Raw genomic sequence first — 18,609 nt, forward strand, 5'->3', positions numbered from 1 at the left:
CCTTTTCTATATTAACGCATAATCGAAGGAAAGAGTAACCCTTTCTTTTTAACATCGTAAATGCCTCTTTGCGTAATGCGGATATATGGCAAGTGTGTAGAAGAAAAGAATAGAAGAGAATAAATCGGATCCTCGTATTGATAGCCCCGGCCTCTTACCGCACTCGTTAGGGCTTTTTCTTCCTCTATTAGTTCTTCTATAGCAAGATTCGACATTCCTCCCGCTAGTGGAAGATTTATCTCAGCTATCACTTTGCCTCTTTCCGTAAGCACGATTCCCCCGCCTATTTCCTTTAATCGTTCAAACGCCAAAGACATATCTTTTTTGCTTTTTCCGATTATGAGAAGGTCTCCCGTATTGGAGTACGAACTTGCAAAACCATATAAATTCTTAGCAAAGCCCTTTACGATCGTGTTGGTCCGCCACTTTCCTTCTTTATCGATCAGCATTAAGAAACACTCATCAGATTCCTCGTTAATCTCTTCAGAAAAAGGATTGATCGATACATTATATGGCCGTGTGATGACACTATTGTACATTTCTATCCCGACAAGGCCAGAAAACTGAAAATCGTCATCATGCAGATCCCATTCAATCTTTCTTTGTGAGATGCCGTGGCCTTCCCAGTCAAACTCAAAATCTTCGTCTTTACTTGTATCGATCCCATCCCGCTTCATCCATTTCCCTTTTGCCAAAACCGAAACAGGAAGAGGATTATTTATATCATCTAAAATATTTAAGTGTGCCACACGCCCTGGAGCAACCATCCCGAAGAGGTGGTCCATTCCGTAATATCGTGCAACGTTATACGAAACCATCATGTAGGCATCCACTGGATCAATGCCTGCCTCTAGTGCAATCTCAAGCATTTTGTCCGTAACGCCTTCCTCATAAAAAGCAGGAGTTGATCCATCAGTCGTAAAAAAAATCCGTTCAAAGTTTGTGATTCCTTCTTCTTTCATCTGACGCAGCAGCTTCGGAAGATCTGGACGAATCGAGGAATATCGAAGTGACACTTGAAGACCTGCATTCAGGCGGTCCATCACTTCTGTCCCTGTCATCGCTTCATGATCGCAATCCACACCAAGCAGCGTCATTGCCGATAACGTTTTCTCTGATGCTCCTGGCAGATGTCCCTCAATCTTTTTGCCAGCTTTCTTCGTCTTTAACATCCAGTGCAAAAGCGTGTCATCGCCCTGCAGAACCCTCGGCCAGCTCGTCAGTTCACCGCCTTGCAAAACATACGGGCTTTCCAGCAGCTTTTTAATCGATGTTTCCGAAAAATATTTCTCCTCTTCTGCAAGCTCTGTTTGTGCGTCATATCGGCACCACCAAAAGAAATTAGCAGGCATTTCGTTCACGTCTTCCATAAAAGAAAGCGCTTTCGAAACATTCATTTCAAAAAGAAGCATGAAGTTATCGGCTAAAAATACAGATGTCCCGCGCTGCAATGCATATCGGGAGAGCGTCTGGGGATTATAAAGTTGAAACGGATGACAATGTGGTTCAATGTATCCCGGCACAACAAATTGGCCTTCAAGATCAGCATATTCGGTACCTGCATCTTTAGCTGGCAGCTTTTCGCCGACATAGATGATACGGTCTTCTAAAATCCAGATATTTGCTTTCGTCCATTTTTTAAGGGCGGTATTAAGGTAAGCAGCGTTTTTTAAGACAAGAGACGGTGCCATTTCACCTTGAATGACGGCCACTTGTTTGCGCATTTGTGATTTATTCCAAAACGCGATGTGTTGGTTCATGTTGGATTCACCTGTCTTCTCTGAAAATTTCGTTTTTTCAAGAATACCATATTCATCAAACAAATTGGTAAAAATCGAAAGGAGTCTCTCTATGAAACAAAATATTGGTTTGGTTAACAGCATGATCCGTATTATTGCCGGCTTAACTCTTCTCTCTGTTTACACGGCTAAATTAACAAGAAAACCTTACAAAGAGTCATATATTCTTATGATTATGATGGCTGCTATGAAGGTGGCAGAAGGCATTGTACGTTATTGTCCAATGACAGACCTACTGCACAAAAGCAAAGAAATGAACGATATGGATTTAGGAACAATCGCAAAAGAGGGATCTCCATTTAATCCTTCTTAAATGCTAGGGGGCATATGATGCCGACACATTCGATTTTAAAAGGCAATCGGCCGCTTCTAAGTCTCTTGATTGTGGTATTTATTACACACCTCGGATCATATCTCGTTCTGCCTGTTCTGCCGATTTTATTAAAAGTAGAAACTGGACTTACAGCTGCCCAGATTGGATTCACTCTGGCAGTGATTTCGGTGTTCATGCAAACAGGTAGTGTGATTGGGGGAGTTTTAGCTGACCGTACAGGGAGACGTTTTATTATCGCACTCGGAGCGCTGATAAGAGCTGCCGGTTTAATTGGTTTTGCATATTTTTCAGCGTATTATCTTGTTTTATTAACAGCAGCAGTCAGCGGACTTGGTCTTGGATTAAATGCGCCTTCAACAAAAGCTTTTATATCTTCACTTGTAAAAGAAGACATGAGATCTACCGCGTTTTCGCTTCGCGGCATTTTTGCAAATATCGGAATGGCTCTTGCCGGTTTAACGGTATTTGCTTTATTCACGGATAACTCCAGGCTTATTTTCATTACAGCTGCCGTGATTTATGTAAGTGCCAGTATAATAAGCTGGTTCTTCTTGCCTGCAGGCTGCGGCGATGAAAATTGCGGAGAAGTGAAGTGGAGTGAATATAAAGAAGCGCTAAAAAACATTCCGTTTCTTGTGTTTGTGATCGCAACTATCTTTGTTTGGGCACTCTATGTACAGTTTGCACTCGTCTTGCCGCTGCGTGCAGAAAGCGTCCTAAAGAACGGAAAAGATATCAGCATCATCTGGACGATTAACAGCATAACCGTCATTCTGGCACAAACGCTTATAACAAAAAATATTATCCGAAACATTCACCCTCTTACATCTGTCGGACTTGGTACTTTTTTCATCGGTATATCACTTGGCAGTTTGTTTTTCGCTAACACCTTATTTTTCTTTGTGTTTGCTGGGCTGATCTTTATTGTCGGTGAGATGCTGCTTATGCCCACACTCGATACCTCTATATCTCAGCTTGCCGCTGCCCGTTTTCTTGGAATGTTCTTTGGACTTGCAAGTGTGTTTACTGGGATCGGGGAAGCGATCGGAAACTTTTTAGGCGGAAGACTTTTCGAGCTGTCTGCAGGTGGAGAAAATGCAGCGCCGTATATTGTTTATGCTGTTGCAGGTGTAACAATATTTCTTGGCATGCAGCTGTTAAGAAGATGGAGGCCCCTTACTATTATTCAGCCTCCAAAACCAGCGGATACAGCCTCACCGATCACCGACTCAGCATCGTCTCATCCAAATCCAATAAAAGAAGGCTGACCTAGAATCGGCCAGCCTCGAGCAAAGCTTACATGCACACTGCGAGTTGCATTCTTTTGAACCATTTTAGTGTGAGACGCTTCATTGAAAGGTGATTGAGCGCAAGGTGCGAGACTCCTGCGGGATGAGTGGGACAGGTGAGACTCCTAACAGCGCAGAGCGCTAGGAGGCTCACCGCACACCCCGCGGAAAGCGAGTATCCTGGAGCGGAAATCAACCACTTCCAATGGCAACAAAGTTTACAAAAACATCAAAAAAAACTTAAAGGAGGTTAGGCAGCACCATGAACTACGAATACCTAATGGATACTGCTTTTCTTTATATTTTGCTTATTGGCGGGATCATCGCCATCACGTTTGTTTTTATTAAGAAGAGACGTGTGAAATAGCTTTATATCCGATATCTCTGCGATAAAAAGATCCTTCGCACGTAATCTTTTTCATTTCTTCGTAAACTTTTCTTTGAGCATCTTCAAGCGAATTACCTTTTGAGGCAACCAGCAGCACCCTGCCGCCATCTGTTTGCAGTGCATCTCCAGAGGTTTTTGTACCTGCATGAAACACATTTGTGTTCTCTTGAATTTCATCAAGCCCTTTAATAAGCTGAGGTTCAGATGATGAAACAGGATATCCTGCTGATGCAAGGACTACACCAAGAACAGACTCATCAGTCCACTGAAGCTCTGGCTTCTTGCCATCTAATAATGAGACCAGCAATTCTCCCAGATCATTTTCTAGCCTCGGTAAAATCACTTGTGTTTCTGGGTCCCCAAAACGTGCATTGAACTCAATCACTTTTGGTCCTTCTTGTGTTAAAATCAGCCCAGCATAAAGGATACCTGTAAATGGTGTACCTTCATTTTTCATAGCCGATACAGTCGGAAGCACAATCTCCTGGATCGCTTTTTGAACCGCTGCATCAGGGATTTGCGGAACAGGCGAATAAGCTCCCATGCCGCCTGTGTTTGGTCCTTCGTCTCCGTCATAAGCACGTTTATGATCTTGCGCGATTTCCATCGGAAGTACGATTTCCTCATGGACGAACGACATTAAGGAAAACTCTTCACCTTCTAAAAATTCCTCGACCACGACTTTTTCGCTTGCTGCACCAAACCGTTTGTCTATCATAAGTTCGTGTAAGCCATCTTCAGCTTCTTCTAGTGTCGCTGCAACAATAACTCCCTTGCCTGCTGCAAGACCGTCCGCTTTTAATACGATAGGGGCACCTTTTTCTCTTACATAGCTGAGCGCCTGATCATAATTCGTAAACGTTTCAGATGAGGCGGTTGGGATCCCGTATTTTTGCATCAGATTTTTGGCGAAAGACTTGCTTCCCTCAATCTGTGCAGCTGCTTTAGACGGTCCGAAGATTCTGAGTCCCGCTTCTTGAAACTGATCCACGATTCCGTTTAGAAGAGGTACTTCTGGTCCGACAAACGTCAAATCGATTTCTTTTGATTTTGCAAAAGCTACAAGTTCATCAATCTCGTTTTCTTTAATCGCTACATTCACAGCGATTTTTTCAGTCCCAGGATTACCTGGTGCGGCATATACACGTGACACACTTGGGCTGTTGGCAAACTTCCAAACAAGCGCATGCTCACGTCCGCCTTTTCCGATGACAAGAACGTTCATGGACGTAGCCCTCCTTTTATTGTTTTACGGTACGTGTTCTTATATTTATTACACGTACGCTCAGCCTTATTGAGGTTTCGCTCAAAAACGTCGAGTTACGCTCAAGATTTTCTCGCTACGCTCAAACTACCTTTAGTTTCGCTCAAAATCTTCCTTTTTCGCTCAAAGTCCCTCTTATTAACATAAGTTGGTTTGGCTACAACTTAATGTTTAAAGTGCCTTACACCTGTAAACACCATTGTAATGCCGTGTTCGTCTGCTTTTTTGATTGAATCCTCGTCCTTGATTGAACCTCCTGGCTGAATGATTGCGGTTACTCCAGCGCGTGCTGCAGCTTCAACTGTGTCATCCATCGGGAAGAACGCATCTGAACCTAGCGCAGAACCTTGCGCTCGATCGCCAGCTTGTTCAATCGCAATTTTAGCTGCACCAACACGGTTCATTTGACCTGCACCAACGCCAACTGTCATTTCGTCCTTCGCAAGTACGATCGCGTTTGATTTAACATGTTTCACAACTTTCCATGCGAGTTTCAGGTCTTTCCATTCCTGCTCAGTCGGCTGGCGTTTTGTAGGAATTGCCACGTTCGCATCATCTAATCCATAAACGTCTTCATCCTGAACAAGCATCCCGCCAGAAACAGTCGTTACTTTTTTAGCAATTCCTTTTCCTTCAGTAAAATCGAGCTTTAACAAGCGGATGTTCTTCTTCTTTGTTAAAATTTCTAAAGCTTCGTCTGTAAATGAAGGAGCAATAATGATCTCCAGGAAAATTTCTGCCAACTTTTCTGCAGTCTCTGCATCAACTTCTGTATTTGTAGCGATGATTCCGCCAAAGATTGAAACTGGGTCCGCTTCAAAAGCACGCGTAAAAGCTTCCAGAACAGTCGAACCTGTTCCCACTCCACACGGATTCATATGTTTCACCGCAACCACTGCGGGGGCAACGAACTCTTTTACGATAGAAAGCGCAGCATCAGCGTCATTGATGTTGTTGTACGAAAGCTCTTTGCCGTGAAGCTGCTCCGCATTTGTTAATGAAAGTGTCCCAGCGAGCGGTTTTGCATAGAACGCCGCCTTTTGATGAGGATTTTCACCATAGCGCAGATCTTGCTTCTTCTCATACGTTACTGTATAAGATTCTGGGTGCTCTTCTTCAACAGCTGCAGTTAAATATTCAGCGATTAAAGCATCATACGCTGCTGTGTGGCGGAAAGTCTTCGCTGCAAGTCTGCGGCGCGTTTCTTCACTTACTGAACCTGCGCTCTCAAGTTCACCAGCAACTGTCTCATAATCTTTTGGATCAACAACAACGGTTACATAAGCATGATTTTTTGCTGCTGAACGAAGCATGCTCGGTCCGCCGATATCAATGTTTTCAATGGCATCAGAAAATGCAACGTCCTCTTTAGCAATTGTTTCTTTAAATGGATATAAGTTAACGACAACAAGGTCGATAGGTGCAATCTCATTTTCTTGCATTGCTTGTTTGTGTGTTTCATTCTCACGGACAGCAAGAAGTCCGCCATGAATTTTCGGATGCAATGTTTTTACACGGCCGTCCATAATCTCAGGAAAACCTGTAACTTCCGAGATCCCGATGACCGGAATCCCTGCTTCTTCTAATGCTTTTTTTGTTCCGCCAGTCGAGATGATCTCTACACCATGACTCGCTAATTTTTCTGCAAAAGGAAGCAAGCCTTCTTTATTCGATACGGAAACTAGTGCTCGTTTAATGGTCATTGTACAATGCCTCCTACGGTGTCTTTTTGTAATAGTTTGTTTATGATGGCTGGGTACAATTGATGTTCAGCTTTCTGTATACGCTGCTGCAGCGTTTCTCTTGTATCTCCAGGCAATACCGGAATTTTCACTTGTTCAATGATCGGGCCTGTGTCCATTCCGCTGTCTACATAATGAACGGTAACGCCTGTTTCTGCAACATTAGCTTCTAATGCCTGGCCGACTGCATCCTTGCCTGGGAATGCCGGCAGGAAAGAAGGATGAATGTTAACGATTCTTCCTTCAAAAGCATCCAGCAGTACGTTACCAATGAGCCGCATATAGCCTGCAAGTACAATAAACTCAACGCTATGTCCTTCAAGTTCATTCACAATCTCTTTTTCAAAATGAGCTTTTGAGGCAAACGTATTCGGTACAAAAGTAAAAATGGGAATGCTAAGTTTACGTGCTCTTTCAATGACTTTTGCTCCGGGCTTATCGCATATTAAAAGCTGTATTTCAGCCTTAAGCGTTCCATTTTCCACAGCATCTGCAATCGCTTGAAAGTTGCTTCCGCTTCCTGAAGCAAACACAGCTATTCTTTTCATTCGATCGATCCTCCGCCAAAAATAACACCTTCGCCTTTTTTAACTCGTCCGATGATATACGGCTTCTCTCCTGTCTCTTCTAAAAGACGGATGACAGGCAGCATGTTCTCTTCTGATACAGCGAGCACCATGCCGATCCCCATATTGAACGTTGTAAACATCTCTTTGCGCGTAAGGCTGCCTTTTTCTTCGATCAGATCAAAAACTGGAGGAACAGGCCATGAGCCATAATCAATTTCCGCAGCAAGTCCCTCAGGGAGCATGCGCGGAATGTTTTCGATAAAACCGCCGCCTGTAATGTGAGCCACACCATTTACATCGTACTTATTAAATACTTCCAATAACGGTTTTACATAGATTCGTGTTGGGATCAGAAGCTCTTCACCAAGCGGTTTAGATAATCCGTCATATTGTTCGTTTAAGTCCAGCCCGGCACTGTCTAATAAAACCTTTCGAACAAGAGAAAAGCCGTTTGAGTGCAGTCCGTTAGACGCCAGCCCGATTAACACATCGTTCTCTCCAATTCGAGAGCCGTTAATCAGCTTAGATTTTTCAGCAATTCCCACTGTAAAACCCGCTAGGTCATACTCTTCACTGCTGTACATGCCTGGCATCTCAGCTGTTTCTCCCCCGATAAGTGCGCAGCCTGCCTGCTCGCAGCCGTCCGCGATGCCTTTTACAATCTGTTCTATTTTTTCAGGGTGAAGTGTGCCGCAAGCAATATAGTCCAGGAAATAAAGCGGCTCTGCTCCTTGCGCTACGATATCGTTCACACACATGGCAACGGCATCAACACCAATCGTGTCATGCTTATCCATCATAAAAGCGAGCATCAATTTCGTTCCTACTCCGTCTGTTCCGGAAACAAGCACCGGTTCTTTGTGTGAGAAACCTGATAGATCAAACATCGCACCAAATCCTCCAAGTCCAGCAAGCACTTCTGGACGTTTTGTTCTCAGTGCATGTTTCTTGATCCGGTCAACCGCTTCATAACCTGCTTCGATATTCACTCCCGCTTGCTTATATGCTTCTGCCATCGACTTCTCCCCCTTTAAACAAGCTCTTTTTCATATGGTAAAACTGTATCTGGATAAATTTCTGTCGGGTAACGTCCTGTAAAACAAGCTAAGCACTGACCGCAGTTCGGTTCTGAGTTTGAGCGTCCAATTCCCTCCATCAATCCTTCAACGGAAATAAAAGATAAGGAATCAGCTCCGATAATTTCACGGATCTCATCAACCGAATGCTTTGATGCGATAAGTTCTGCACGCTCTGACGTATCAATTCCGTAGTAGCATGGATGGGCGATCGGCGGTGCTGTAATTCTTACATGCACCTCTGTCGCGCCAGCGGCACGCAGCATTTTTACGATACGGCGGCTTGTAGTTCCGCGAACGATCGAATCATCCACCATAACAACACGCTTGCCTTCCACAATTCCTCGAACCGGTGAAAGCTTCATTTTTACTCCGAGTTCACGCAGTTCTTGTGAAGGCTGGATAAATGTTCTTCCTACATATCTGTTTTTAATTAAGCCGATCTCATAAGGAATACCGGATGCTTCTGCATAACCGATTGCTGCCGAGATACTTGAATCTGGAACACCTGTTACCACATCCGCTTCAACTGGTGCTTCTTCAAACATCTTCTTCCCAAGACTTTTTCGTGCGGCATGAACGTTAATTCCTTCAATATTGCTGTCTGGTCTTGAAAAATAAATATATTCCATCGAACACATCGAGCGCTGTACAGATGTTGAAAAACGATCTACCGTTAATCCTTCTTCATTAATGATCAAAAGCTCTCCCGGCTGCACGTCACGCACGTATGTTGCACCGATTACATCAAATGCACATGTTTCAGAAGCTACTACATAAGCGTCTCCCAGCATACCTAACGACAATGGACGCAAGCCGTTCGGATCTAACGCCACCATCATCTCATTTTCAGTCATGACTAAAAATGCATATGCACCTTTTAACATCGTAAGTGCGTTTTGGACTTTTTCCTTTAATGTAAAATATCCACTGCGCTTAATTAGGTGCGCCAGTACTTCCGTATCAGATGTCGTCTGAAAAATACTTCCTTGTGACTCCAGCTGATGTTTCAATGCATTGGCATTTACCAGGTTTCCGTTATGCGCTAATGCAAGTGAACTAGTTTGCGAGCGGAATAACAGCGGCTGAACATTTGCAAGCTCATTTCCGCCAGCTGTTGAATACCGGACATGGCCAATCGCACCATGTCCAATCAAACCCTCTAACTCGCCTTTACTAAAAACGTCATTCACAAGACCGCTCCCTTTATGAATGCGGAGGCGCTCTCCATCCGTTACAACAATTCCAGCACCTTCTTGCCCGCGATGCTGTAGGCTGTGAAGTCCATAATACGTTAACTGCGCAGCATCAGGGTGACCCCAAATACCAAATACGCCGCATTCTTCGTTTAAACCTTTGATGTCAGCAAGCATGGAATTGCTCCTTTCCAGGCATCTTGCATTTCCTGGAGCGTACAGGATAATAACTCTTCACCCTGCTCATTATCAATCGCAAGACCGCTCTCAGAACGTACAAACCCTATGATTTTTGCATCTTTTACAAGCTGTTGGAACTCGTCTTGATTTTCAGGTTTTACTGTTACTAAGAAACGAGATTGTGATTCTCCGAAAAGGCTGCCGATCGGCTCATCTGTCAGCGTAACGCTCGCCCCGACTTTTCCGTCCATCACAGATTCAGCAAGTGCTACTGAAAGTCCGCCTTCTGCCACATCATGTGCTGAAGCGATAAGTCCTTTTTGAATCGCTTCTAAAAGGTCACGCTGTCTGTTTTCTTCCACTTCAAGATCGATGTGAGGCGCTTTGCCGAAAATGCGTCCTTCTTTCATCTTCTGAAGCTCGCTTCCACCAAACTCAGGCTTGCTGTCACCGATCAGATAGATGATGTCTCCCGCTTCTTTAAAGCTTTGCGTTACAATGTGCTTTGTATCCTCGATCAGCCCGACCATACCAATAACAGGCGTTGGGTAAACTGCTACACCGTTTGTTTCGTTATAAAGTGATACGTTTCCGCCGATTACAGGAGTCTCAAGCTTGGTACATGCCGCGCTCATGCCGTCAGCAGATTTTTCAAGCTGCCAGAAGATCTCAGGCTTTTCAGGGTTTCCGAAGTTTAAGCAGTCAGTTACAGCTAATGGCTTCGCGCCAGAACATACAAGATTACGAGCCGCTTCAGCAACAGCGATCTTCCCGCCAACTTCCGGATCAAGATATAAATAGCGAGAATTACAGTCTGTTGTCATAGCAAGAGCCTTTTTCGTCCCTCTTATTCTTACAACCGCTGCGTCAGAACCCGGCGCAACAACTGTATTCGTGCGCACCATGTAGTCATATTGGTTATAAACCCACTCTTTGCTCGCGATCGTCGGCTGCTCTAAAAGTGATAGCAGTGTAGATTTGAAGCTAGTAACCTCAGGGATATAATCTTCTTGCGCTTGGAATTCACCATAATATGCAGGTTCTTTTGAGGGTTTATGATAAACAGGCGCATCTTCTGCAAGTGCATCTACCGGTACATCTGCTACGATCTCACCTTGATGAGTGAGGCGCAGTACTTTTTCTTCGATAACCGTTCCAACTGTTACACAATCCAGATCCCACTTCGCAAAAATCTTTTCTACATCATGCTCACGGCCTTTTTCAACAACTAACAGCATGCGTTCTTGAGATTCTGACAGCATCATTTCGTAAGCCGTCATACCTGTTTCACGCTGCGGAATAAGGTCAAGGTTCATCTCGATTCCCATTCCAGCTTTACTTGCCATCTCAGCAGACGAGCTTGTCAAACCTGCCGCACCCATATCCTGAATTCCAACAAGAGCATCACAGTTATGAATCAGCTCCAAGCACGCTTCCATTACAAGCTTTTCCATGAACGGATCGCCAACTTGAACCGCAGGGCGTTTTTCTTCTGATGCTTCAGAAAGTTCTTCCGACGCAAATGTTGCACCGTGAATGCCGTCGCGGCCTGTTTTTGCTCCAACATACATCACCGAGTTTCCTGCACCTTTTGCCTGGCCCTTCTTTATATCTTTATGATCGATCAAGCCGACACACATTGCGTTAACAAGCGGATTGCCTTCATATGACGGATCAAACTGAACTTCTCCGCCTACCGTGGGGATTCCGATACAGTTTCCGTAACCTGCAATCCCAGCTACAACCTGTTCAAACAAATATTTCACACGAGGGGATTCTAATTCACCAAAACGAAGGGAGTTCAGCATTGCGATCGGACGCGCTCCCATTGAAAAAACGTCACGGATGATTCCTCCAACACCAGTAGCAGCTCCTTGATATGGTTCAATGGCTGATGGATGGTTGTGAGATTCAATCTTAAATACAACCGCCTGGCCGTCACCGATATCCACGATACCAGCACCTTCACCCGGTCCTTGCAGCACACGCTCTCCCTTTGTCGGAAACTTGCTCAACACAGGTTTTGAGTTTTTGTATGAGCAGTGCTCACTCCACATAACAGAGAACAATCCAGTTTCCGTCCAGTTTGGAAGTCTTCCAATAATCTTTTCTACCAATTCAAACTCTGAATCACTTAAGCCCATTTCACGGTACAATTTCTGTTCTTTAATTTGAGAACTTGTTGGTTCATGTTGCAGCGACATAGCGTTCCCTCCAGCTCTTCACGATTGATTGAAATAATTTCAGTCCATCCTTGCTTCCTAACAGCTCATCAACAGCGCGTTCCGGGTGCGGCATCATCCCTAGTACATTGCCCTCTTTGTTTGTAATTCCAGCAATATCCTCAACAGATCCGTTCGGATTTTTTGCATATGTGAATACGATCTGATCGTTTTCTTTCAGCGCTTTTAGCGTCTCTTTATCGCAGTAATAGTTGCCTTCACCGTGTGCAACTGGAACAGAGATCACTTCACCTTTTTCGTATTGAGATGTAAAAATTGTGCTCGCATTCTGAACTTTAAGCTCTTCCGGCTGGCAGATAAATTTCAGAGATTCGTTTCGGCGCATCGCCCCAGGCAAGAGACCAGTTTCCAGCAAAATCTGAAAACCGTTGCATACACCTAGAACGGGCTTTCCTTCTTTGGCTGCTTTTACAACTTCACTCATCACATTTGAAAATTGTGCGATTGCGCCAGTACGTAAGTAATCTCCATAAGAGAAACCGCCGGGCAATAAAATACCGTCAAATCCACTTAAGTCTGATGCATCATGCCAAACGTACTCAACATCCATGCCAAGTTCGTCTTTTACCGCATGATACATATCTGTGTCACAGTTCGATCCTGGGAATACGATTACTGCAAACTTCACTGTGCAACAACCTCCTCCACCTCATACCGATAGTCCTCGATTACCGGATTGGATAAAAGTTTAGAGCACATAGCAACGATCTTCTCATCCAGATCATAGTCGCCTTTTTGAAGTGTCAGCTCCAGATACTTTCCGATACGTACGTCTTCAACCTCTGACTGTCCCATCTTATGAAGCGAATGCATAACTGCCTTTCCTTGCGGGTCCAATACACTCTCTCTTAGCGTTACATAAACTTTTACTTTGTACATGATAGGCCTCCTAGACGTTTTAAAATAGTTTCATAAGCATCTGTTAAACTTCCAAGTTCACGGCGGAACACATCTTTATCAAGTTTCTCATTCGTTTCTGCATCCCATAGTCTGCATGTATCCGGAGAAATTTCATCAGCAAGCAGCAGCTGTCCGTCGCGATCAACTCCGAACTCAAGCTTAAAGTCTACAAGCTTTACATTCTTCTGAGCGAAATAAGATGTCAGCACTTCATTGATCTGAAACGCTTGCTCTGAAATGACTTCGAGCTGCTCTTTAGTTGCTATGTTTAAAATATCAATGTGATCTTCATTAATAAGCGGATCACCAAGGTCATCGTTTTTGAAGTAGTATTCTAGAATGGTTTTTGGCAGGATCTGTCCTTCTGGCAAACCAGTGCGTTTTGAAAGTGAACCAGCTGCGATATTGCGCACGACCACTTCTAAGGGAATGATGGTCACCTTCTTTACGAGTTGCTCAGTTTCTGACACTTTTTTTACAAAATGAGATTCAATGCCTTTTTCTTTCAGCAACTCGAACAAAATGGTTGATATCTCGTTGTTGAGTCTACCTTTCCCCTCGATCTCTGCTTTTTTCTCCCCATTAAAAGCGGTAGCAGAATCTTTGTAGCTTACCCATACAACATCTTCTTCTGTTGTACTGTAAATTCGTTTCGCTTTTCCTTCATACAGCTGCTCTAACTTCTCCATCCTGACCCCTCCATTTTAGGAACATTCCCAATATTCAATCTTTTAAAATAGGCAAAGAGAAAGAGAGCTCAAAATATCACTCTCTTTTTAGTTGAAGTACTGCAAATAAGCTTGTTTAATCTTCGTAGCTTGAAAGAGGTTGAATTCCGTTCCAGGTACTCGCTTTCCGGGGGGCGTGCGGTGAGCCTCCTAGCGCTCTGCGCTATTAGGAGTCTCACCTGCCCCGCTCGTCCCCCAGGAGTCTCGTACCTTCCACTACAATCAACTTTTCAATGATGTTCAAACATTAAAGATTTACAACTAACCATTTAAAAAGCAATTCTTCTTTATATAAAACCCTTTAAAGCCCTAATCTGTCGAAGATCGTATCGACATGTGACAAGTGGTAACTGTAATCAAAGCATTCAGAGATTTCTTCAGGTGTTAATTTGTCTGTAATTTTTGGTTCAGCTTCTACTAATGTTCTAAACTGCACGCCTTCTTCCCAAGCCTGCATCGCTTTTGGCTGCACCGTGTCATACGCTTCTTCACGAGCCATGCCTTTGTCAATCAGTTTCAATAGAACACGCTGTGAGTAAATTAATCCATATGTGCGGTCCATGTTGCGCTTCATGTTCTCTGGGAACACCGTTAAGTTTTTGATGATGTTGCCAAAACGGTTCAGCATGTAATTAAGTGCGATCGTAGCATCCGGCAGAATCACACGTTCAGCAGACGAATGCGAGATGTCACGCTCATGCCATAGAGACACGTTTTCGTAAGCTGTCATCATGTAACCGCGGATCACACGAGCTAACCCCGTCATGTTTTCAGAACCGATCGGATTTCGCTTATGCGGCATTGCAGAAGAACCTTTTTGACCTTTTGCAAAGAACTCTTCTACTTCACGCGTTTCACTCTTTTGGAGTCCGCGAACTTCTGTTGCAAACTTCTCGATGCTTGTCGCAATTAGAGCTAGTGTTGACATATAGTGTGCATGACGGTCGCGCTGCAGTGTCTGTGTAGAGATCGGTGAAGCTTCTAACCCAAGCTTTTCACACACATATTTTTCAACGAATGGATCGATGTTGGCATATGTTCCAACAGCTCCAGAGATCTTTCCGAAACGAACAGTGTCAGACGCTTGCTTAAAGCGTTCAACATTACGCTTCATCTCTTCGTACCATAGAGCAAGCTTTAATCCGAAAGTTGTAGGCTCAGCGTGTACACCGTGCGTACGTCCCATCATCACTGTGTACTTATGCTCTTTTGCTTTCTCTGCTAAAATTTCAACAAAACGATCAAGGTCTTTTGCCAGGATGTCGTTTGCTTGTTTTAAAAGATAAGAAAGTGCTGTATCAACAACGTCTGTTGAAGTCAGCCCATAATGCACCCACTTGCGCTCATCTCCAAGCGTCTCAGAAACGGCTCTTGTAAAAGCAACTACATCATGGCGTGTTTCTTCTTCGATCTCTAAAATGCGGTTAATATCAAACGATGCATTTTCACGAAGTTTCTTCACATCTTCCTTAGGGATATCACCAAGTTCAGCCCACGCTTCACATGCTAGGATTTCAACTTCCAGCCACGCTTGGTATTTGTTTTCATCCGTCCAAATAGCTCCCATCTCTGGGCGAGTATAACGTTCAATCATTGTTGTACCTCCGTCTTGTTTCTCTCTAAAAATACGTTAGACACGATTTCAGCTTTTTCTAGCGCTTCTTCTACTGTTTCGCCTAAAACCGTTATGTGCCCCATTTTACGTTTCGCTTTTGCTTCTTTCTTTCCGTACAGGTGCAGTTTCGCTTCTCCTAATTTTCCTATCTCACTTAACACGGTCTCATGATGTTCACCTAAGATGTTGATCATCACGGCCGGTTTTATTAAGTCTGTATTGCCAAGCGGCCAGTTACACACAGCACGCACATGCTGATCAAATTGAGACGTCTCACACGCCTCGATCGTGTAATGACCCGAGTTATGCGGGCGCGGCGCCAATTCATTCACATAAAGACTGCCGTCTTTTGCGACGAACATCTCTACAGCAAGCGTCCCAACAAGCTCCAGTTCCGTTGCGATTGACCCCGCTAAGAGCTTCGCTTGTTCCGCCGTTTCATTTGTGATTCGTGCAGGCGCTATCGTTTGGTGCAGAATGTTGTCTCTATGAATATTCTCTGCTATTGGAAACGATTTAACCTCACCGCTTACACTTCTTGTTAAAATAACCGAGATTTCCTTATCGAACTCCAGCCATGACTCTAGGACACAGTCTGAATCTTTATTTAAAAGCTCAGCGGCTATTTTTAGATCACTTTCCTGTCTAATAACGAACTGACCTTTACCGTCATAACCGCCTCGGCACGTTTTTAGAACGGAAGGAAGCCCGAGCTCTATGATCGCGTCACTTAATGAATCTATATCTGAAACCGGACTGAAAGGAGCTACCGGAACTCCAGCTTTTACTAAAGTTTCTTTTTCTCTTAAGCGGTGCTGAGTGACGGCAAGAAGGCGGCTTCCCTGCGGCAGGTGTGCATTCTCCTCAAGCCAGCTCGCACTTTCCGCATCTATATTTTCAAATTCATATGTGACAACATCGCTTAGAACTGCAAGCTTCTGAATGCCTTCACGATCTTCGTAACCGGCTAATATCTGCTGATCCGCAACTTGCCCGCAAGGTGAATCTTCACCTGGCTCTAAAACTACGACACGGAGTCCCATTTCTCTTGCACTCAGTGCCATCATACGTCCGAGCTGGCCGCCGCCCAATATTCCGATTGTCTGCTGTGGTTTAATTGTTTTATACAAGCTGCTCACTACTTTCAATCGCCATGGCTTCAGCATTTGCTCGGCGTTGTTTAAGTCTTTGTCTAACTCCTTCATCATGTACAGCTACCATTTGTGCGGCTAAAAGTCCTGCGTTTGCTGCACCTGCTTTTCCGATCGCTACAGTTGCTACCGGAACGCCTTTAGGCATCTGAACAATGGATAAAAGTGAATCAAGGCCATTAAGCGCTTTTGACTGAACCGGTACCCCGATAACAGGCAGGATTGTTTTTGCTGCAACCATGCCTGGCAGGTGTGCAGCACCGCCAGCTCCTGCAATGATTACTTCTAGTCCTCTTCGTTCAGCTTCTTCTGCATATTGAAACATTAGATCTGGTGTACGGTGTGCTGAAACTACTTTCTTTTCAAATGCTACCTCTAGCTCTTCTAAAATATCGCATGCTTCTTTCATTGTCTCCCAATCTGAAACACTTCCCATGATAACGCCTACTTTAGCCATGGCAGCCTCCTTATTGTCAGAAAAAATAAAAAAGTCCAGTTGGTATGCTTCTCCCTAAATATGAGAGAAAGCAGCCAACTGGACATACGTATCCGATAAAAATAACAGAAAGATGCTTTCCCTCATAGTCTGATGAAATATACGGTCATCAGGTAGAGACTTACGGGCCATATTCCCGAAATTATATGAGGGCTTTATTCTTCTGGTTTCATTGTAGCAATGGTCGTTTTCGTTTGTCAACAAAAATCGAACATTAAGTTATATTAAATACCTAATGTTCGTGTTTTGGTGTTATTTTATAAGTTTTCCTTCAAAAACAATTCGTTGTTCCTTCACTTCTGGTTCCAATCTACCGTTACGTTTCACCTCATGAAACACAGGCTCTTCCATTCTCCTTACTGGTGTATAGCCTTCCTTTGCCATACGATCCAGACAGTCAGAAATAGACTCTCCTGCCTCAACAGCAAATTTCTTTTTAGATGGTTTCTTCTCCATCTGTTACCTCCTGATACCCTTGACCCAAAACCCGCCATGAAATGCTTTCGGCTCATGCGAAATAATAAACGCTTTTGGATCTAAATCTTTTACAGTATTATATAGGTTCATTTCCGATTTACGCGATGTTAAAATCTCCATCATTAAACGCTGTCCTTCACGGCCTTCTGCAAGCCAGTTCGTAACACCATAGCCCTTGTTGCGAAGCTCATTCGGCAAGCCGCCAGCAAGATCAGTTGTAATAACGTTAACAGTAGTATATCCAAGTGCCAGCTTTTCTTCGATTTTCATCCCAACAAGCACACCTGCTCCGTAACCAACCGCATAAGCAATCAAGTTCTGAATCTCATTTAAGTTATCAAGTACAAGACCAAGCCCAACAATATAAATAATAACCTCAAAAATACTAATAAACGCAGCCAGATACCGCTGGCCTTTAAGCGTTAAGATCATCCGGATCGTAAAGAATGATACGTACACTATATTAATCAATAAAATAATACAGACCATAACAAACGCATTATCTAACAAGGTGGCAACCTCCTAAGGTGAAAAAAATACTTTGTTAAGAATAACACTTTTTGGACAAGTTGGAAACTGGAGAATTGATGCAAAAAAGGTTTAGTGTTTAATAGGGGATTTGGCGGTGGCCAAACAACATTTATTGCTGGAGTTGAGGCTTGGCAGATGCCAAGTTTCCTTTTTAAGAGGTTTAAAGCCTAGGAATTAAGGCGGGGTTTTGGCGAAGACTTATAAATTTTTTTGAGGACTTATAAACTTTGGTGAAGACTTATAAAATTTTTTAAAGACTTATAAATTAATTTGAAGACTTATAAATGTTGAGGCAGGTAAATTTGGCTTTTTCTTCATTCATAAAAACCCAGTATTTACGTCCTAAATGTACTGTTTTTCACTTTCAATTGAATCTAAAGTTTGTTTTTCAAACTCTTCTTTAATAAAAAGGTGAACTGGAGATCAATTTTTAACATTATAGGTTCATTTATGTTCTGCTCGTGACAAGCAGCTGTTTTAATATATAAAAAAAGATGGAACGAACATAAAGTTCGTCCCACCTTCTTTGCCTAGCGACGTCCTACTCTAACAGGGGGAGACCCCCAACTACCATCGGCGCTGAAGAGCTTAACTTCCGTGTTCGGTATGGGAACGGGTGTGACCTCTTCGC

At 43.6% G+C, this 18,609-nt stretch carries 18 protein-coding genes, 1 rRNA gene and 1 riboswitch; of the genes, 3 read left to right on the plus strand and 16 right to left on the minus strand.

From position 1 onward, the window contains the following. Positions 1-11 precede the first annotated feature (11 nt). A complete protein-coding gene (locus tag ACFQ4X_RS18880; RefSeq protein WP_379837925.1) occupies positions 12-1,760 on the minus strand; it encodes an adenine deaminase C-terminal domain-containing protein in 1,749 nt (582 codons plus the stop codon). A gap of 91 nt (positions 1,761-1,851) precedes the next feature. Here ACFQ4X_RS18880 and ACFQ4X_RS18885 point away from each other — a divergent pair, with 91 nt between their 5' ends. The 3 genes from ACFQ4X_RS18885 to ACFQ4X_RS18895 all read left to right on the plus strand — a co-directional run bounded on the left by ACFQ4X_RS18885 (position 1,852) and on the right by ACFQ4X_RS18895 (position 3,789). Further along, a complete protein-coding gene (locus ACFQ4X_RS18885; protein ID WP_066285761.1) occupies positions 1,852-2,112 on the plus strand; it encodes a YgaP family membrane protein in 261 nt (86 codons plus the stop codon). Between the two features lie 17 nt (positions 2,113-2,129). Then, a complete protein-coding gene (locus ACFQ4X_RS18890; protein WP_379837927.1) occupies positions 2,130-3,401 on the plus strand; it encodes an MFS transporter in 1,272 nt (423 codons plus the stop codon). 283 nt (positions 3,402-3,684) lie between these two features. After that, the gene (locus ACFQ4X_RS18895; RefSeq protein WP_347400206.1) at positions 3,685-3,789 is read left to right on the plus strand and encodes an EYxxD motif small membrane protein; all 105 of its coding nucleotides are present in this window, start codon (positions 3,685-3,687) and stop codon (positions 3,787-3,789) included. Here the strand turns inward: ACFQ4X_RS18895 and purD are convergent. From purD to rrf, 15 genes are all read right to left on the minus strand, one after another. After that, positions 3,767-5,035, minus strand: a complete 1,269-nt coding sequence (gene purD, locus ACFQ4X_RS18900; RefSeq protein WP_379837929.1) for a phosphoribosylamine--glycine ligase — start codon at positions 5,033-5,035, stop codon at positions 3,767-3,769. The genes ACFQ4X_RS18895 and purD overlap by 23 nt on opposite strands. Before the next feature lie 203 nt (positions 5,036-5,238). Next, positions 5,239-6,777, minus strand: coding sequence for a bifunctional phosphoribosylaminoimidazolecarboxamide formyltransferase/IMP cyclohydrolase (gene purH / locus ACFQ4X_RS18905; protein WP_379837931.1), 1,539 nt, complete (start codon positions 6,775-6,777; stop codon positions 5,239-5,241). After that, positions 6,774-7,364 carry a phosphoribosylglycinamide formyltransferase gene (gene purN, locus ACFQ4X_RS18910; RefSeq protein WP_379837933.1) on the minus strand — a complete coding sequence of 197 codons (591 nt, stop codon included), beginning with the start codon at positions 7,362-7,364 and terminating at the stop codon, positions 6,774-6,776. Before purN ends, purH begins: the two co-directional genes overlap by 4 nt. Beyond that, on the minus strand, positions 7,361-8,401 hold the full coding sequence (gene purM, locus ACFQ4X_RS18915) for a phosphoribosylformylglycinamidine cyclo-ligase (protein ID WP_379837935.1): 1,041 nt from the start codon (positions 8,399-8,401) through the stop codon (positions 7,361-7,363). The genes purN and purM overlap by 4 nt, the downstream gene beginning before the upstream one ends. Before the next feature lie 14 nt (positions 8,402-8,415). Further along, the gene (gene purF, locus ACFQ4X_RS18920; RefSeq protein ID WP_379837937.1) at positions 8,416-9,834 is read right to left on the minus strand and encodes an amidophosphoribosyltransferase; all 1,419 of its coding nucleotides are present in this window, start codon (positions 9,832-9,834) and stop codon (positions 8,416-8,418) included. Further along, positions 9,810-12,041: a phosphoribosylformylglycinamidine synthase subunit PurL gene (purL, locus tag ACFQ4X_RS18925; RefSeq protein WP_379837939.1), complete on the minus strand. Its 2,232-nt coding sequence runs from the start codon at positions 12,039-12,041 to the stop codon at positions 9,810-9,812. Before purL ends, purF begins: the two co-directional genes overlap by 25 nt. After that, positions 12,025-12,708 carry a phosphoribosylformylglycinamidine synthase subunit PurQ gene (purQ, locus tag ACFQ4X_RS18930; RefSeq protein ID WP_379837941.1) on the minus strand — a complete coding sequence of 228 codons (684 nt, stop codon included), beginning with the start codon at positions 12,706-12,708 and terminating at the stop codon, positions 12,025-12,027. Before purQ ends, purL begins: the two co-directional genes overlap by 17 nt. After that, complete coding sequence (purS, locus tag ACFQ4X_RS18935) at positions 12,705-12,959, minus strand: phosphoribosylformylglycinamidine synthase subunit PurS (RefSeq protein ID WP_066285742.1); 255 nt, start codon at positions 12,957-12,959, stop codon at positions 12,705-12,707. Before purS ends, purQ begins: the two co-directional genes overlap by 4 nt. Then, positions 12,947-13,669, minus strand: a complete 723-nt coding sequence (gene purC / locus ACFQ4X_RS18940; RefSeq protein ID WP_379837944.1) for a phosphoribosylaminoimidazolesuccinocarboxamide synthase — start codon at positions 13,667-13,669, stop codon at positions 12,947-12,949. The genes purS and purC overlap by 13 nt, the downstream gene beginning before the upstream one ends. Positions 13,670-14,009: 340 nt before the next feature. Continuing rightward, complete coding sequence (gene purB / locus ACFQ4X_RS18945) at positions 14,010-15,302, minus strand: adenylosuccinate lyase (RefSeq protein ID WP_379837946.1); 1,293 nt, start codon at positions 15,300-15,302, stop codon at positions 14,010-14,012. Then, positions 15,299-16,489, minus strand: a complete 1,191-nt coding sequence (purK, locus tag ACFQ4X_RS18950) for a 5-(carboxyamino)imidazole ribonucleotide synthase (protein ID WP_379837968.1) — start codon at positions 16,487-16,489, stop codon at positions 15,299-15,301. The genes purB and purK overlap by 4 nt, the downstream gene beginning before the upstream one ends. After that, positions 16,446-16,931 carry a 5-(carboxyamino)imidazole ribonucleotide mutase gene (purE, locus tag ACFQ4X_RS18955; RefSeq protein WP_379837948.1) on the minus strand — a complete coding sequence of 162 codons (486 nt, stop codon included), beginning with the start codon at positions 16,929-16,931 and terminating at the stop codon, positions 16,446-16,448. The genes purK and purE overlap by 44 nt, the downstream gene beginning before the upstream one ends. Positions 16,932-17,036: 105 nt before the next feature. Then, a riboswitch (purine riboswitch) is annotated at positions 17,037-17,140 on the minus strand. A gap of 82 nt (positions 17,141-17,222) precedes the next feature. Further along, the gene (locus tag ACFQ4X_RS18960; RefSeq protein WP_379837950.1) at positions 17,223-17,426 is read right to left on the minus strand and encodes an NETI motif-containing protein; all 204 of its coding nucleotides are present in this window, start codon (positions 17,424-17,426) and stop codon (positions 17,223-17,225) included. Positions 17,427-17,429: 3 nt separating this feature from the next. After that, positions 17,430-17,957, minus strand: coding sequence for a DUF2179 domain-containing protein (locus ACFQ4X_RS18965; RefSeq protein WP_066285731.1), 528 nt, complete (start codon positions 17,955-17,957; stop codon positions 17,430-17,432). A gap of 549 nt (positions 17,958-18,506) precedes the next feature. Then, positions 18,507-18,609: ribosomal RNA gene (rrf, locus tag ACFQ4X_RS18970) — 5S ribosomal RNA — on the minus strand; the annotation flags it as partial.

This window comes from Fictibacillus halophilus (assembly GCF_042680145.1).
Lineage (GTDB): Bacteria > Bacillota > Bacilli > Bacillales > Fictibacillaceae > Fictibacillus > Fictibacillus halophilus_A.

What these genes read in the sequence shown, in the direction of transcription:
- ACFQ4X_RS18895 (WP_347400206.1), top strand. Translation starts at nt 3,685, where the DNA reads ATGAACTACGAATACCTAATGGATACTGCTTTTCTTTATATTTTGCTT.
- purE (WP_379837948.1), bottom strand. Translation starts at nt 16,931, where the DNA reads ATGGCTAAAGTAGGCGTTATCATGGGAAGTGTTTCAGATTGGGAGACA.
- purK (WP_379837968.1), bottom strand. Translation starts at nt 16,489, where the DNA reads ATGCTGAAGCCATGGCGATTGAAAGTAGTGAGCAGCTTGTATAAAACA.
- ACFQ4X_RS18960 (WP_379837950.1), bottom strand. Translation starts at nt 17,426, where the DNA reads ATGGAGAAGAAACCATCTAAAAAGAAATTTGCTGTTGAGGCAGGAGAG.
- ACFQ4X_RS18880 (WP_379837925.1), bottom strand. Translation starts at nt 1,760, where the DNA reads ATGAACCAACACATCGCGTTTTGGAATAAATCACAAATGCGCAAACAA.
- purM (WP_379837935.1), bottom strand. Translation starts at nt 8,401, where the DNA reads ATGGCAGAAGCATATAAGCAAGCGGGAGTGAATATCGAAGCAGGTTAT.
- purC (WP_379837944.1), bottom strand. Translation starts at nt 13,669, where the DNA reads ATGGAGAAGTTAGAGCAGCTGTATGAAGGAAAAGCGAAACGAATTTAC.
- purN (WP_379837933.1), bottom strand. Translation starts at nt 7,364, where the DNA reads ATGAAAAGAATAGCTGTGTTTGCTTCAGGAAGCGGAAGCAACTTTCAA.
- purD (WP_379837929.1), bottom strand. Translation starts at nt 5,035, where the DNA reads ATGAACGTTCTTGTCATCGGAAAAGGCGGACGTGAGCATGCGCTTGTT.
- purL (WP_379837939.1), bottom strand. Translation starts at nt 12,041, where the DNA reads ATGTCGCTGCAACATGAACCAACAAGTTCTCAAATTAAAGAACAGAAA.
- ACFQ4X_RS18885 (WP_066285761.1), top strand. Translation starts at nt 1,852, where the DNA reads ATGAAACAAAATATTGGTTTGGTTAACAGCATGATCCGTATTATTGCC.
- purH (WP_379837931.1), bottom strand. Translation starts at nt 6,777, where the DNA reads ATGACCATTAAACGAGCACTAGTTTCCGTATCGAATAAAGAAGGCTTG.
- purS (WP_066285742.1), bottom strand. Translation starts at nt 12,959, where the DNA reads ATGTACAAAGTAAAAGTTTATGTAACGCTAAGAGAGAGTGTATTGGAC.
- ACFQ4X_RS18890 (WP_379837927.1), top strand. Translation starts at nt 2,130, where the DNA reads ATGCCGACACATTCGATTTTAAAAGGCAATCGGCCGCTTCTAAGTCTC.
- purF (WP_379837937.1), bottom strand. Translation starts at nt 9,834, where the DNA reads ATGCTTGCTGACATCAAAGGTTTAAACGAAGAATGCGGCGTATTTGGT.
- purB (WP_379837946.1), bottom strand. Translation starts at nt 15,302, where the DNA reads ATGATTGAACGTTATACTCGCCCAGAGATGGGAGCTATTTGGACGGAT.